Origin of the sequence: Amycolatopsis sp. NPDC004169, assembly GCF_040610315.1 — a bacterium.
Taxonomy (GTDB): domain Bacteria; phylum Actinomycetota; class Actinomycetes; order Mycobacteriales; family Pseudonocardiaceae; genus Amycolatopsis.
In genome coordinates, this window is sequence record NZ_JBEXMD010000003.1 from 61,681 (window position 1) to 76,572 (window position 14,892).

Genomic DNA, 14,892 nt, shown 5'->3' on the forward strand with positions numbered 1-14,892 from the left:
GCTCGAAGCATGGCGGTCGATGAGCTAGCGGCTTCGTTGCTGTACCAGGTGACGGCCCTGGCCGGAGAGGTCGCCGGCCGCATGAACGACGGCCTGGAGCGGCTGGAGCTCACCGGGCCGACGGCGAACCTGCTGTGGATCCTCGACCCGGAGGCCGAGCCGCAGCCGCTGCGCAAGCTGGCCGTCCTCATGCGCTGCGACCCTTCCAACATCAGCCTGCTCAGCGCACAGCTGGAGGAACGCGGGCTCGCCGAGCGGCGCCCGCACCCGCGGGACGGCCGCGTCCGGACACTGGTGCTGACCGCCGAAGGCCGGAAGGTGCGCGAGCGGCTCCTCGCCGTCGTCGCCAGGCACTCCCCCTTCGCACACCTCGGCGACGAGGAACAGGTGCTCCTGCAGTCCCTGCTCGCGAAGGCGCTCGACGAAACTAGTTGAGCACTTCCTTGAGATTCTCATGTATCTTTCGGGCATGACGACTACGGCAAGACGGGTGCGGCTGACAGCCACGGGAGGTCCCGAGGTGCTCCGGGTGGAGGCCATGCCGGTGCCGGAACCGGGCCCCGGACAGATCTTGATCACCACGGAGGCCGCGGGCGTGGCGTTCCACGACATCTCGACCCGCAGAGGCCTGACCCCCGGCGCCCTCCCGGAGGTCCAGGGGTTCGACGTCGTCGGCCACGTCGCCCGCGTCGGCCCCGGCGTCACGGAGTTCACGGCAGGCCAGCGCGTCGGAGCCCTGATCGGCGACGGCGGATACGCAACGCACGTCCTGGCGCCGGTGCAGCGGACAGCACCGCTGCCGGAGGGACCGCCCGCCGAGAAGCTGGACGCGCTGATGCTCAACTACCTCACGGCGTGGCAGATGTTCCACCACGTGGCCAGGCCTTCAGCTGGTGAGGCCGTACTGGTGCTCGGAGCCGCCGGAGGAGTGGGATCGGCGTTGTCCCAGATAGCCAGAGCGGCAGGGGTGGAGGTCTACGGCACCTCAAGCCCGGGCCGACGCGGCAGGGTGCTTGCAGGCGGCGCCAGGTGGGTAGCGGACCAGTCCAAGGTACCCACCCCGGTCGCGGCGGTGTTCGACCCGGTGGGAGGCCCATCGCTGGCACGCTCCCGACGTGTCACGAAGCGGTCGGGAGTGGTGGTGTCGTACGGATTCAGTTTCGCCACCGGAGCCGGCTACTCCAAGGCCGGCGCCATGACGCGAACGGTCGGCGCACTCGTGCGGGCGAAGCTGACGCCGGGGCCACGGGTGGTGGTGCACACGGTGGCCCGCGCGGTCGATAAGGACCCGCTCGGCTTTCGGGCGGACATCGCTGCGCTGGTCGGGCAGCTGGCTGTCGGCGCTATCGCGCCTGAGGTTGTCACGCTGCCGCTGGAGCAGGCCGCGGAAGCGCATCGGCGGCTGGAAAACCGTGAGGTCGAAGGCAAACTGGTCCTGGTTCCCTGACCACCACCTGCACCTTGGGACTTTCTCCACCCTGCGGAGCCGTCTGGGGAATCGCCCCCAATTCATTACGAGCGGAATTCTCGCTGACGGCCCAGCCTTCACCTGGTACGGCACCCAGAAACGATCACCGAGTCGGCTACACATCGCCTCAGATCGAGCCACTTGACCAACCGATGATCATTTGTGGTCATCGCACCAGCCAGTTCGTATTTATTCCTCGAACACATAGCCATCGCCGGCGCGGACAGCCATAATCATGCGCCATGCAGCAGCGCGAGGAACCTGACTGGCAAGTGCGCCCTGGCACGAAGTCCAACACTGATCTACTCGGAAAATTGACGGACTGCGCCCCCAAGGACGGCAGCGGAGTGGTCCACTTGCTGGACACGTGGGCGCGGCTCTGCCGAATCGCTCCGGACCCGAACCGCGCAGTGGGCCACATCGCTCTGCACAATGGCCTGCCCTATGAACAAGTTGAGCATATGCGGCAAGCCAGGAATACTTGCGCTCATACGGTCGACGGATGGCCTTCGTCCGACCACCTCACACGAGCGTTCATGACTGCACATGCCCTGAGTGAGCTGACCCGTGATATCCGGTTGACGCCCGTGTCGACATCAGGGACAGGTCCGGCAAGAGACAGCGGTCGTTCCAAGCTCAGTCGCCTCCAAGGATTGACGGACAGTGCACCCAAAGAACCCCAAAAAGGCATGGGAGTGGTACGCGTGATGGATACCTGGGCGCGCCTTCTCCACCTCGCTCCGGACCCGAAACGCGCAGTCGGCCACGTCGTCGAAATAAGTGGCTTACGTTCTGACGACGTCCATCATCTGCGACAGGTTCGATATTGCTGTGCTCACCCAGACGACGGATGGCCTTCGTCCGACGACCTCATCCGAGCGTTCAGAACTGCATATACCCTGGGCGAGGTTACCCTCGGCCGTCGTCTCCGTTTGACGTAGATCGGGTCGCGTGCTTCACCCAGAGGCCGCAACACTGATGTGAGCGCCAGCTTGAATGCACGCATGAGCTCGCGCACGGCATCCTCGCCGGAGGCCACGGAGTGCAAGACACTGATCACTCCAGGTGAGAGCGGCTGAACCTCCCGCCGCCCAGGTCACTCACTCTGTCACCCACCGGACGAGTCAGGCCCCACCCGAGGTGTCTCGGATGGGGCCTGACCTGCGGAGCCGCCTAGGGGAATCGAACCCCTGACCTATTCATTACGAGTGAATCGCTCTGGCCGACTGAGCTAAGGCGGCGTGTCTCCGGCTTCCGCTGGCGACGGTAGCAAGTGTAGCGGAAGCTGTGCGCGTCACTTTCCGGGGGGACCGTCGTTAACGCCCTATGACGCCGGTCTCATCACCGGTCTACCCACTTGGAGGCTCTGGCACATGCGGCGAAGACTGCCCCGCTCGGCGGCGTTGCCGGCGGCTGCTGCGTTGCTCCTGCTCAGCGCGGCGCCTTCCTACGCCGACACCACCTACCCCACGACGCCGATTCCGCAGCCGGCGAATCCGGGGCAGGCGCCCATCTCCGCTCCCATCGGGCCGCAGCCCCTGGGGAAGGCCGTCGGGGATGCCGGGACCGCTCTCGGGATCATCCGGCTTCTGCCCAACGCCGTGCCGACCAAGACCATCCTGCCCGGGTTCGGGGACACGCTGCCCAAGCAGTCCGCGCTCGAGGCCGGGATGGGCCTCTCCAGCGCGTCGGCGAACTCGGATGCCTACCTGAGCTACGAGAAGGCGATCGCGCAGGCGTCTCCCTTCGGGCTGTCCGTCGGCGGGAACGCGCCGCAGACCCCCGGCAGCGTTGTGCAAACCGCCCTGCCGGACAACGCGCAGCCGATCAGCGGGGGCCTCAATGCGCCGTCGAATCCGCTGCTCAACCTGGGATTGCTCAACGGGAGCGCGCACGCTCGGTGGAGTGACTCGCTCGGCCCGTGCGTCGACACCATCGCCGATGCCAGCACGTCGGTGGCGAGCCTGTCGCTGCTGAACGTCGTGCCGTCGATGCCGAACCTCGGCCTCGATGCGCTGAAGCCGAAGCTCGACCCGGGCTCGCTCGCCAGCGGGTTCGACCTGACCAAGGGCCTGCAGAGCCTCGGCGGCCTGCTCCAGGGCGGCGGGCAGACCGCCAAGGACGGCACCGGCTCGCTGCTGAGCCTGCCGAACACGCTGTCCTCGCGGTCGCAGGTCAAGCTGGTCGACATTCCCGGCTCGAAGAACAAGGCCGTGCAGTCGACGTCGACGCTGCAGGCCGCGGACATCGAGATCCTCAAGGGCACGCCGCTGGCGCTGAGCATCAAGGTCGTCAGCCAGCCGACCCTCAAGGTGACCTCCACCGGCGACGCGAAGACGTCCAAGGTCGAGTACACCGCGCCGGTGCTGACCATCGCCGCCGGTGGGAAGACGCTCTACACGCTGGATGCCGCGCACCCCACCAAGGACATCCCGATCGGGCTGCCGCTGAAGGGGCTCAGCGACCAGTTCGGGCAGGTCGACGACATCCCGGTGGTCGGCGGCCTGGTCTCGACCCTCACCAAGGGCCTCCAACAGGTCGGCAACACCGCGGGCACCGTGCTCGACCTCGGCGTGCTGCGGCTGAGCATCGCCGGGCTCGACCAGAAGTCCGCGAACATGACCACGCCGTTCGCCGGGTACCAGCTGGGCGCGTCGGCGCGGATGTTCGACCTGCAGCTGCTGCCGACGACCAAGCTCAAGAGCCTGCTGCCCGACGACCAGGCGAAGAACCTGCCGTCGTCGCTGGCCCAGCTGTCGCTCGGCGAGCAGATCGCCCGGGCGTACGCGCCGACCGGCGGTGTCGTCTGCGGGACGACCACGTCGACGCCGCCGCCCGCGGGCGGGGAGGCGCCGAAGGGCCCGGTCAAGAACCTCGCCTACACCGGTGGCGCGTACGACACCGTGCCGCTGTTCTGGACCGGCACCGCGATGCTGCTGCTCGGCGTGGTCATGGTGGCCGCGATGCCGGGCGGACGGCGGCGCCCGCTGGCCGTGGCCGTCGAGGAGAAGCCGTTCAAGCCCTCGCCGCGTCCGCGCGAATGACCCGAGGGGTGTGAAGGAGCCCGCCAGGCGCGCCTGGCGGGCTCCTTCGTGTTCAGCCCTGGCGCAGCGTGGTGACCATCGCCTCGACGGCGATGCGCGGCTTCACGTTCAGCTCGATCGCCTCGCGGCACTCCAGCACCGCTTCGAGCCGGCGCAGCGTCGACTCGGTCGTCCACGACGCCGCCGCCTCGCGGATCTGGTCGGCGTGGTCCGGGTGGTTGAGGGTCGCGCCGGAGCGGGTCGCCGTCACCAGGACGTCGCGGTAGAAGCCGGCGAGGTCGACCAGCGCGAGGTCGAGCGTGTCGCGCTGGGTTCGGGTCGCGCGGGACTTCTGCTTCTTCTCCAGCTGCTTGACCGCGGCTTCGGCGGCTCGCTTCGCGCCGGCGACGCCCTTGCCGACGCCGTCGCCGCCCATCGCCGTCCGCAGCTCGTTGCGCTCGTCTTCGTCGCGGGCCTTGCTGGCCTCGCCCGCGTCCGCCTCGGCCGCGCTGATCAGCTGGTCGGCGCAGGTGAAGACGTCGCTCATCCGGCGGAGGCCGAGCGGGATCCGCAGCACGGTGGCCCGGCGCTGCCGCGCGGCCTCGTCGGTGGCGAGCCGTCGCGCGCGGCCGACGTGGCCGCCGCACACGGCAGCGGCCCAGTGCGCGCGCTCGGCGTCGACGTGGTCACGGCGCATCAGCACGTCCGCGATCGCCTCCGGCGGCGGCGTCCGGAGCGTCACCAGGCGGCAGCGCGAGCGGATCGTCACCGAGACGTCCTCGGGGTGGTCCGACGGCGCGCAGAGCAGGAAGACCGTGCGGTCCGGCGGCTCCTCGACGGCCTTCAGCAGCGCGTTCGACGCGCCTTCGGTGAGCCTGTCCGCGTCCTCGATGATCACGACCTGCCAGTTGCCGGTCGTCGGGCGGCGCGCGGCGGCCTGGACCAGCGCGCGCATCTCGGCGACCGAGATCGACAGGCCTTCCGGCACCACGAGCCGGACGTCGGCGTGCGTGCCCGCCATCGTCGTGTGGCAGCCGGGGCAGGCGTCGCAGCCGGTGCCGGTGCTGCACTGCAGGGCCGCGGCGAACGTCCGCGCGGCCACCGAACGGCCGGAGCCGGGCGGGCCGGTGAGCAGCCAGGCGTGCGTCATCGCGCCGGGCGGCGCCGGTTCGCCGGCGATGATCTTGGCGGCGGCCGAAGCGGCCGCGCTCAGCGTCTCGACCGCGGGTTCCTGGCCGACCAGCTGGTTCCAGACGCCGATGCGTTCGGTCGTCGTCACTTCGCCTCCACGCGAGGCTCTTCCGGCGTCTCGATGGGCAGGGTGTCCAGCGGGAGCGTCACCGGTTTCTCCGCCGTCGGCGCCAGCGCGGCCAGCCGTCCGACGAACACCGCGCGCAACGCGGTGCGGATGCGCTCGGCGACCTCGTCGTCGGTGCCGTCGGCGTCGATCACCAGGTAGCGATCCGGGTCCGCCGCCGCCATCTCGGAGAGCAGGTGCTGGACGCGCCACTGGTCGTTCATCGCGGCCGACCTGTCGCGCGGGGCGCCGTTCGGGGCGGAGTCGAGCAGGATGGTGAGGTCGGGGCGCAGCCGGCCGGTCGCCCAGTCGGCGAGGCCCTCGAGCTCGTCGCTGTCGAGCCCTGCGACGGCGGACAGGTGGGCCAGCGGCGAGTCGACGAACCGCTCCATGACGACCACCGAACCGGCGTCCAGCGCCGGCTGGACGTGCCGCTCGACGATGTCGGCCCGCACCGCGGCCGCGGCCAGCGCCTGGGCCCGCGCGCCGGTGAGCGAGGCGCCCGAGACGAGCGCGGTGAGCCGCTGGTCGTCGAGCGCCGGGTCCGCGGCGACGACGACCGGACGGGTGCCGCCGCGCATCCAGTCGGCGAGGTTGACGGCCTGGATGGCGGTGTTGATCGCGGTGGTGCCCTCGACGGCGATGAGGTAGCCGTTGACGCGCCGCGGCGTGCGGCGCAGCGCGTTGCGGAGGTCGGCGAGGATCGGCTCGGTGCGCTTGTCGTCCATCTGCCGGTAGGCGAAGAGGCCGGCGACCAGCGCGATCGCGGCGCCGCCGAGCATCACCGGGCGCGTGCCGTCGATGGTGAGCGGGCTGCCCCAGACGGTGATCGTGTTCCGGTGCACCGCGCCGACGAGCAGTGGCACGGTGACCGTGGTGCCGAACAGCACCAGCTTCATCATCAGCTGGTAGATCGCGTTGATCCGGCCGCGGATGGCGTCCTCGACGCGCGAGCCGATGATGGTCACGCCGGTGAGGAACGCGATGCCGGCGCAGACGCCGACCAGCACCACGGCGATCAGTGAGACGGTCAGATGCGGGGACAGCGCCACGAAGCCGAGCGAGATCGCGGCCGCGACGATCGAGAGGCCGAACAGCCGGTCGTGCGGGAGCCGGCGGGCGAGCTTGGGCGCGAAGACCATGCCGGTGGCGAGGCCGAGGAAGACGGCGAGGACGAGCAGGCTGAACGCGGAGTCACCGGCTCCCAAGCTGGAGGAGTACGGCTTGGCCGAGCCGATCACGGCGCCGCCGGCGACGAACGCGCCGAACGCACCCACCAGCAGCCCGCGCACGAGCGGCGTGCTGCGGATGAACCGGAAGCCGTCGGCGATCATCGCGCCGATGCCGAGCTTCTCCTCGTCGGCCGCCTTGACCTTCTGCTCCGGCAGCGCGTGGACGTTGCGCAGCGAGAGCTCGGGGATCCGGGTGGCGATGAGGATGGCGCTGGCCAGGTAGAGCAGGCCGGTGATGATGACGACCAGCTTCGCGATGTTGAGGCTCGGGTCGCCGGGGAACAGGTGGAACGTCGTGTTGACGCCGGTGATGACCGCGTTCGCGCCGGCGGCGGTGATGACGGCGAGGCCGTAGGTCATCACCATGCCGAGCTGGTTGGCCGTCTCGACCTGGTCGGGGCGGCGGAGCAGGTTGGGGACCGCGGCCTCTTTCGAGGGGATCCACATGCTCGACGCGCAGCCGACGAGGAAGTTGCCGGCGAGCAGCCACCAGGGCGCGCTGACGATCGCGATGGACAGCAGGAAGCCGCACCGCAGCAGGTCGGCGACGACCATCACCTTGCGGCGGTCGAACCGGTCGGCGAGCAGCCCGCCGACCGGGGCGAACAGCAGCCCCGGAGCCAGGCCGGTCAGGACGACGCCGACGAAGGCGAAGTTCTGCGCGAAGTAGTTGTCGGTCAGCTTCGTGGCCAGGCCGGTGAGGGCCAGGATGTTCAGCCAGTCGGCCACGCTGCACAGGTACGTGACGCCCCACAGGCGCCGGAACGGTTTGATCGCCAGCACCCGCCGGACCCGGTTGATCGTGGACGCCTCGGCGCCCGACGACGCACCCGGGCCGGCCCCGGGTACCGATCGCACGCCCTCGCTGATACGCCCACCCCACTAGTCACCGCGGTGCCGGACACCCGGGAGGGACCCGACCGTGAAGCCAGGGTAGCCCGATCGGCCCTTGGCACGCGGGACGGCCCCGTGGTGCGAGGCACGCGGTGACCGGCGGGGGAACGCTAGTCGAACAGCCCGGTGACGCTGCTGACCAGGCTCGACACCATCTCGATGGCGACGAATCCGAACACGATCAGCAGAGCGACGGCGAGCATGACCCCCGCCGCACTCGACGACGGCCGGTTGAACGCCGGCATGGACACCGAAGGCACCTTCGGCAGCCTGCGCCGCTTGACGGGCACGAGTTCGACGTCGTCCGCTTCGTCTTCGGCGAGCGGATCCTGCCGCACGGGCCGCATGATCTGCGGCGGCCGGGTCGGCCAGGTGCGCCGCCGGTTCCGCTGCCGCGGAAGCAGGCCAAGCGGCTGCCCCTGGTTCAGGGTGCCGGCCGGCGGAATGGCCTCCGGCGCCTTGACACCCTGGTCCTCGCGGAGCGTCTCCTCGACCATCCGGCGCACGGCCTCTTCGTCCGGCTTCACCGGCCCGGCCACCGGAATGGCGAGGGGCTCGTGGCCATTCGGAATGGCCGTGCGCGGCTCGGGCGACGCGGTGACCAGCCCGGATACCGGGTCCGCGAACATCTCGCCGGGTGCTTCGGACAGAGTGCCGTCGCGCTGAGTGAGCTCGGGGGCATTGAAGAAGGGAGCCTCACCGTTCGCGCTCATGGTGACCACCTCACTACTGAATGTCCTCGCCTTTCCAGGGTAGCGACGCTGGCGGATAACGCATCCGCCCAATGGCTCTGTCTCCAGTGGATGGTCGGTCACGCAGCGCAAGCCTGTGCCCGAACCACCTGAAGTGTCCAGCCCGCCGGTCACCGGGTCGACCGCTGATGGTGACAGATCGTAGTGAAACGGGTCACAGTCGCCGGTTGGGGGCGGTTGGCCAGGGGGTGGCCTTCGGGTGGCCAGTTTGCGGGTGGGGGCTCGGGGTACGGCTGAGGCGGGATGGAGGTTGGCCGGCTCCGCTTCGGCTGGCTTGGGCTGGTTCGGGCGGGAGCGGTTTCGAGTTGCGGCGGCTTGGTTGCGCTCTCGCCGCCGACCGGACTGGCGTTGGGAGTCCGCCGATCGATACGACGCCTCCGGACGCAGCGGCCGGCCGAAGCCGGTGCGCCGCGCCACGCGTTGGGGCGCCCGGCCGGACGTTGGGGCGCCGGAGGAGATTCCCCGCTCCCATCCGATCATCCCCCCGCCCCCCGCCCCCGCCCCCCTCCCCTTGGTCCAACCCTCGTTCCTCCCCCGCTCAGGGCATCTCCTCCTGCCCGAGGTCGATCATCTTGCGGCACCAGTCGCGCAGCATGCCTCGGCTGAACGGGCTCAGCACCAGCTGGCGGCGGCCGTCCCCTCGGTCCAGCGCCGCCAACGCGAAGCGGCCCAGGTCCGTGTCGACCAGGACGAAGCCGTGGTCCGGGAACTCTGCGCACAGGCCACCGAAGGCCAGCATGTCCAGGACCGCCGTTCCCGACCTCGGGCGGGCCAGGAGTTCTCGCATTGCTCCCACGTCGTCGTCCTGGCCGTCGTGGACCAGGCCGTCGTCGTCGACCGAGACCCAGATTGCCCGGGGCGATGCTCCGTACGGGACCTCCGGGAGCTCGGCCACCAGCATCTCCGGGAGCTCCTCGAAGTCGGCCAGGTGGATGGCCGTGCGGCCGGGCAGCGAGCCCATCATGAACGCCCGCTCGCCGTCGGCGTAGCAGCGGATGTCCGCCGTCTCCGGGCCGTCGTCGAACACGCCGCACAGGGCCGCACGGACCGAGCCGCGCAGCATCAGCGAGACCACCTCGAAGCCGAGTTCGTTCAGCTCGCCGTTCTCGCCGAACGGGGTGCCGTCGATCCACGCTGCCCACGCCATGTGCCGCTCGACCTCGGCCACCAGGTCGGCCGGGTCGTCCGACACCGGGCCGTGGACCAGGATGTCGTGGTCGCTGACGTCCGGGTTGTAGAGCCGGTCGACCGGCTCCCGGTCCGGCATCGCCGCCAGCACCGGGCCCGCGGCCAGCTCGAGCAGCTCCCTGGCCGCCGTGCGTTCAGCCATGGCGCCGCCTTTCCTCCGGTTCCGCCCCGGCGTCCGCCGACGCACGCGGGATGGGCACATCGCTGTTCAGCTCCGCCGCCGCAAGGATCGCCTCGCGCACCGTCAGGTCCTTCGAAGCCGCCGCGACCACCCTGTCCACGCCCTCTCCGGCCGTCTTCCGCACCTCCACCTGCTCAGGCATGGCTCTGCACCGCCTCGACGATCCACTGCTCCGCCGTGCTCCGCGAGGCCGGCCCCCAGGTGACCGTCCAGCGCCCGCTCCGGGCCACCGCGGCACTGAACTGGTACCGCCCGAGGTCGTTGTCCACCAGCCCGAACGCGCCGTGCGGGTACTCGGCCAGGATCGCGTTGCGCACCGCGAGGTCGACCAGCACCGTGCCCAGCCGCGGCCGGGCCGCGCACTCCCGGATCAGCTCCACGGCCCGCTCGCACCGCCGCGGGATCAGCCCGCGCTCGTCGGTCTCGATGCGCAGGTGCTCGCCCGGCCCCGGCGGCCGGTCGGGCAGCCCGTCGAACACCCAGCCCGGCAGCTCGCTGAGGAAGCCCGACCGCAGCCGCGCGCGGTTGCCCAGTTTGTGCAGCACCGTGGTGTAGTCCTCGTCGCCGAAGAACCGCACCTCCCACGGCTTGGCCCGGGCCGGGAAGACCCCGGTGACGACCCCGCGGATGAAGCCACCGCGCAGCGCCCGGTACAGCCCGACGGCCTCCGCGGTGACCTCGCCACCCGGGGCGAGGCCGATCGCGGCCATCCCGGCGACGAACCGCGTGTACTGCTCCACTTCGTCCGCGAGGCTCAGCTCGGACGAGCAGGGACGGCCCGGCAGCGGTCCGGTGTCCGCCAGCACCGGCGGGATCTCGAACTCGGGGTCGTAGAACTCCATCACCGAGGGCCGCTCCGGCACCTCGGCCGAGAGCGGGGCGATGACCTCGTCGATGACGTCGAAGACGGCGACTGCGTTGCTCACCCCTCGATTGAACACCCTGGCACCGACAATTTCTCGCACATATGTTCGAGAGGGTGACATCGGTCGTTAAGCGGTCGGCGAACGGCTCAGGCATGCTCCGGCACCCGCCCTTCGACGAACTCCGCGAGCCGCTCCACGGTTCCGGGCAGCCACCAGAGCCGGCGGTGGCCGCCCCTCGGTCTGCTCAGCGCCGCCAGGTGCCGTCCGCGGTCGTCGTCGACGAACGCCAGCACCTCCCACCGCGCGGGCGAGCCATCCCAAGCGATGTCGAACTGGACCGTGCCGTACCGCGGCCGCTGCAGGTCGGCCATCAGGTCGAGGACGAGACACTCCTGCCCGGGCTCGAGCACCCCGCGCTCGTCGGCATCGAGGCACAGCCCCTCGCCCGGCACCGGCGCCAGCGGAGGCAGCCGCGTCAACGCCAGCCGCAGCAGCTCGGCGACACCGCCCGGCGAAGGCCCGGACAGACGCAGCCCTTCCCCGGCGACGCCGAACGCCGACCGGTCGTCGAAGAACGCCGACGTCCACGGTTCACCGGACATCGCCACGGCCACGCCGCAGACTCCGCCGCTCCCGCGGAAGCCCTCGAGCGCCTCCATCAGGTCCGCGGCGGTGGAGGTGCCGGCGGCCGCCGCGCGGACCGGCTTCAGGATCTTGGTGGTCACCGCGTGCACGGTGCGTGGTGTTCTTGTCACGCGTCCATGGAACCCGGCACCACCGACATTTTCCCGAACATCCGTTCGAGGTGTCACCTGAAGGTGTGACGTCGAGGGCCTCCCACCTGCGGGAGGCCCTCGAACCGGCTTACTTGGCCTTCGTCGCGGTCGAGCTCGACCGCTTCGCCGTGGTCGCCTTCTTCGTCGTGCCCGCCTTGACCGTCTTCGCCGTGGTCGCCGCCGGCTTGCGCGCCGGCGCCTTCCGCTTCGGCGCCGGGCCCTTGGCCCGCTTCTCGGCCAGCAGCTCGGCCGCCCGCTCCGCGGTCAGCGACTCGATCTCGTCGCCCTTCCGCAGGGTCGCGTTGTACTCGCCGTCGGTCACGTACGGGCCGAACCGGCCGTCCTTGACCACCATCGGCTTGCCCGACACCGGGTCGTCGCCGAGCTCCTTGAGCGGCGGCTTCGCCGTGGCGGAGCGCCCACGCTGCTTCGGCTCCGAGTAGATCTTCAGCGCCTCTTCGAGCGTGATCGAGAAGAGCTGGTCCTCGGTCGAGAGCGAACGCGAGTCCGTGCCCTTCTTCAGGTACGGCCCGTAGCGCCCGTTCTGCGCGGTGATCTCGTCACCGGACTCCGGGTCCTTGCCGACCACGCGCGGCAGCGAAAGCAGCTTCAGCGCGTCGTCCAGCGTGATGGTCTCGATGTCCATCGACTTGAACAGCGAGCCCGTCCGCGGCTTCGGCGCCTTCGCCTTGAGCGCCTTCTTCTGCGCGGCCGTGGCGTCTTCGGGGATCTCGATCTCCGGCAGCACCTCGGTCACGTACGGCCCGAAGCGGCCTTCCTTCGCGACGATGTCGTGCCCGCTCACCGGGTCGGTGCCCAGCGTGCGGCCCTCCTGCGGGGTCGCGAACAGCTTCTCCGCGATCTCCTGCGTCAGCTCGTCCGGCGGCAGGTCCTCGGGCAGGTTCGCGCGCTGCGACTCGCCGTTGACCTCGCGCTCCAGGTACGGCCCGTAGCGCCCGACGCGGACCACGACCGTGTGCCCGTCGGCGTCGCTGAACAGCGGGATCGAGTTGATCTCCCGCGCGTCGATGTCCTCGACGCTGCCCTCGACCAGCTTCTTGAGCCCGCCCAGACGGCCGATCGAGCCGTCCACGCCCATGTCGCCGCCGAAGTAGAACTTCGACAGCCACTGCGCGCGCTGCTCGTCACCGGCCGCGATGCGGTCGAGCTCGTCCTCCATGCCGGCGGTGAAGTCGTAGTCGACCAGCCGCTCGAAGTGGCGTTCCATCAGGCCGATCACGGCGAACGCGACCCACGACGGAACGAGCGCGGAGCCCTTCTTCCAGACGTACCCGCGGTCCTGGATCGTCTTGATGATCGACGCGTACGTCGACGGGCGGCCGATGCCCAGCTCTTCCAGCTTGCTGACCAGGCTCGGCTCGGAGTACCGGGCCGGCGGCGACGTGGTGTGGCCGTCCGGGCTCAGCTCCGACGCGGTCAGCGCCTGGTCCTTCTCCAGCACCGGGAGGCGGCTCTGCTTGTCGTCGGCCTCGCCACCGGTCTCGGTGTCGACCGCTTCGACGTACGCCTTGAGGAAGCCCGCGAAGGTGATCGTGCGGCCCGAAGCGGCGAAGGTGCACTCCTCGCCCGAGGTCGCGTTGCCGACGATGCGGACGGACATCGTGGTGCCCTTGGCGTCCGCCATCTGCGACGCGATCGTGCGCTGCCAGATCATCTCGTAGAGCCGGAACTCGTCGGTGTCCAGCTCGCCCGCGACCTGGCCCGGCGTGCGGAAGACCTCGCCCGACGGCCGGATCGCCTCGTGGGCCTCCTGCGCGTTCTTGACCTTGCGCGTGTACTGGCGCGGCGTCGGCGAGACGTACTCCTTGCCGTACAGCTGCGTGGCCTGGCTGCGCGCGGCCGAGATCGCCGACTCCGACAGCGTCGTGGAGTCGGTACGCATATAAGTGATGTAGCCGTTCTCGTACAGCTTCTGCGCGATCCGCATGGTGCGCTCCGAGGTGAACCGCATCTTGCGGCCCGCCTCCTGCTGCAGCGTCGACGTCATGAAGGGCGCGTACGGCTTCCGCGTGTACGGCTTCTCCTCGACGCTCGAGACCTTGAAGTCACGCTGCTTCAGCGCTTCGGCCAGGCGCCGCGCGTCGGCTTCCGCGAGCACGCGGACCTCGTTGTTCGAAGCCTTGAGCTGCCCGTCCGAGCCGAAGTCGCGGCCGGTGGCCAGCCGCGCGCCGTCGACGGCGACCAGGCGCGCCGGGAAGTTCCGCGGCGAAGCCTCCTCGCCGGCGTCCATCGTCGCCGAGATGTCCCAGTACGACGCCGACGTGAAGCGCATCCGCTCGCGCTCGCGCTCGACCACGATCCGGGTCGCCACCGACTGCACGCGGCCCGCCGAGAGCTTCGGCATGACCTTCTTCCACAGCACCGGCGAGACCTCGTAGCCGTAGAGGCGGTCGAGGATGCGGCGGGTCTCCTGGGCGTCGACGAGGTCGGCGTCCAGCTCGCGGGTCGAGTCGGCGGCCGCGCGGATGGCCTGCTCGGTGACCTCGTGGAAGACCATCCGGCGGACCGGGACCTTCGGCTTGAGCGTCTCGAGGAGGTGCCACGCGATGGCCTCGCCCTCGCGGTCGGGGTCGGTGGCGAGGTAGAGCTCGTCGACGTCCTTCAGCAGCCCCTTGAGCTCGGTGACCTTGGACTTCTTGTCCGGGGTGACCACGTAGAGGGCCTTGAAGCCGTTGTCGACGTCGACGCCGAGCCGCGCCCACGCCTCGCCCTTGTACTGGGCGGGCACGTCGGCGGCACCACGCGGCAGGTCGCGGATGTGCCCGACGGAGGACTCGACGACGTAACCGCCGCCGAGGTAGGGCGCGATCTTGCGGGCCTTCGTCGGCGACTCGACGATGACCAGCCGCCGGTGCCCGGCGCCGTTGGCCGCCGCGGCTCCGTTCTTCTTGGTCCGTGCTCCTGCCACGCTGTCCTGCTCTCCGCTCATCTCGTCCCGCCGCCGCGGGACTGCACCACGTCCCTGCCAGGGCCCGTGTCCCGACCTGCCAGTGTGCACGCTGTTCCCGGCCGGACGGCGCGGAGGTGGCCCAACACGCCGCCGGTCCTGTGCCCAGCGCATCGCCGCTGACCTCGACGATGTTTCCCCAACGTACCTGCCACGTGATTTCGGCCACGTCCCGCGCAGCCTAGCGCGTGACCGTCCGGATACCCTCCGTTCGACGGTGGTGGGCTCAGGGATGTCACCGCTTCAC

11 protein-coding genes and 1 tRNA gene are annotated in these 14,892 nt (G+C 70.2%); 3 read left to right on the forward strand and 9 right to left on the reverse strand.

The window, feature by feature from the left end:
* Window positions 1-9: 9 nt before the first annotated feature.
* Both ABZX11_RS04880 and ABZX11_RS04885 read left to right on the forward strand, forming a co-directional pair.
* Window positions 10-435, forward strand: coding sequence for a MarR family transcriptional regulator (locus ABZX11_RS04880; RefSeq protein WP_354909984.1), 426 nt, complete (start codon window positions 10-12; stop codon window positions 433-435).
* Between the two features lie 34 nt (window positions 436-469).
* Entirely contained in the window at window positions 470-1,447 is a 978-nt protein-coding gene (locus ABZX11_RS04885; RefSeq protein WP_354909987.1) for a zinc-binding dehydrogenase, read from the forward strand.
* 1,188 nt (window positions 1,448-2,635) lie between these two features.
* On the opposite strand, the gene ABZX11_RS04890 is transcribed toward ABZX11_RS04885, so the two are convergent.
* Window positions 2,636-2,709, reverse strand: a tRNA-Thr gene (locus tag ABZX11_RS04890).
* Between the two features lie 132 nt (window positions 2,710-2,841).
* On the opposite strand from ABZX11_RS04890, the gene ABZX11_RS04895 reads away from it, so the two are divergent.
* Window positions 2,842-4,512: a hypothetical protein gene (locus ABZX11_RS04895; protein ID WP_354909989.1), complete on the forward strand. Its 1,671-nt coding sequence runs from the start codon at window positions 2,842-2,844 to the stop codon at window positions 4,510-4,512.
* A 52-nt stretch (window positions 4,513-4,564) separates the two neighbouring features.
* Here ABZX11_RS04895 and ABZX11_RS04900 read toward each other — a convergent pair whose 3' ends face one another.
* The 8 genes from ABZX11_RS04900 to topA all read right to left on the reverse strand — a co-directional run bounded on the left by ABZX11_RS04900 (window position 4,565) and on the right by topA (window position 14,627).
* Window positions 4,565-5,770, reverse strand: a complete 1,206-nt coding sequence (locus tag ABZX11_RS04900) for a DNA polymerase III subunit delta' (protein WP_176174325.1) — start codon at window positions 5,768-5,770, stop codon at window positions 4,565-4,567.
* Window positions 5,767-7,878, reverse strand: coding sequence for a dTMP kinase (locus tag ABZX11_RS04905; RefSeq protein ID WP_354909992.1), 2,112 nt, complete (start codon window positions 7,876-7,878; stop codon window positions 5,767-5,769). The genes ABZX11_RS04900 and ABZX11_RS04905 overlap by 4 nt, the downstream gene beginning before the upstream one ends.
* Window positions 7,879-8,024: 146 nt before the next feature.
* Complete coding sequence (locus tag ABZX11_RS04910) at window positions 8,025-8,627, reverse strand: hypothetical protein (RefSeq protein WP_354909994.1); 603 nt, start codon at window positions 8,625-8,627, stop codon at window positions 8,025-8,027.
* 577 nt (window positions 8,628-9,204) lie between these two features.
* A complete protein-coding gene (locus ABZX11_RS04915; RefSeq protein ID WP_176174322.1) occupies window positions 9,205-9,996 on the reverse strand; it encodes a hypothetical protein in 792 nt (263 codons plus the stop codon).
* Window positions 9,989-10,177 carry a hypothetical protein gene (locus tag ABZX11_RS04920; protein ID WP_176174321.1) on the reverse strand — a complete coding sequence of 63 codons (189 nt, stop codon included), beginning with the start codon at window positions 10,175-10,177 and terminating at the stop codon, window positions 9,989-9,991. Before ABZX11_RS04920 ends, ABZX11_RS04915 begins: the two co-directional genes overlap by 8 nt.
* Window positions 10,170-10,961 (reverse strand): ESX secretion-associated protein EspG, encoded by a 792-nt coding sequence (locus ABZX11_RS04925; RefSeq protein ID WP_354909998.1) that lies wholly within the window; start codon window positions 10,959-10,961, stop codon window positions 10,170-10,172. Before ABZX11_RS04925 ends, ABZX11_RS04920 begins: the two co-directional genes overlap by 8 nt.
* A gap of 86 nt (window positions 10,962-11,047) precedes the next feature.
* Window positions 11,048-11,626, reverse strand: coding sequence for a hypothetical protein (locus ABZX11_RS04930; RefSeq protein WP_354910000.1), 579 nt, complete (start codon window positions 11,624-11,626; stop codon window positions 11,048-11,050).
* Window positions 11,627-11,765: 139 nt separating this feature from the next.
* Window positions 11,766-14,627 carry a type I DNA topoisomerase gene (gene topA, locus ABZX11_RS04935; protein WP_176174319.1) on the reverse strand — a complete coding sequence of 954 codons (2,862 nt, stop codon included), beginning with the start codon at window positions 14,625-14,627 and terminating at the stop codon, window positions 11,766-11,768.
* Window positions 14,628-14,892 lie beyond the last annotated feature (265 nt).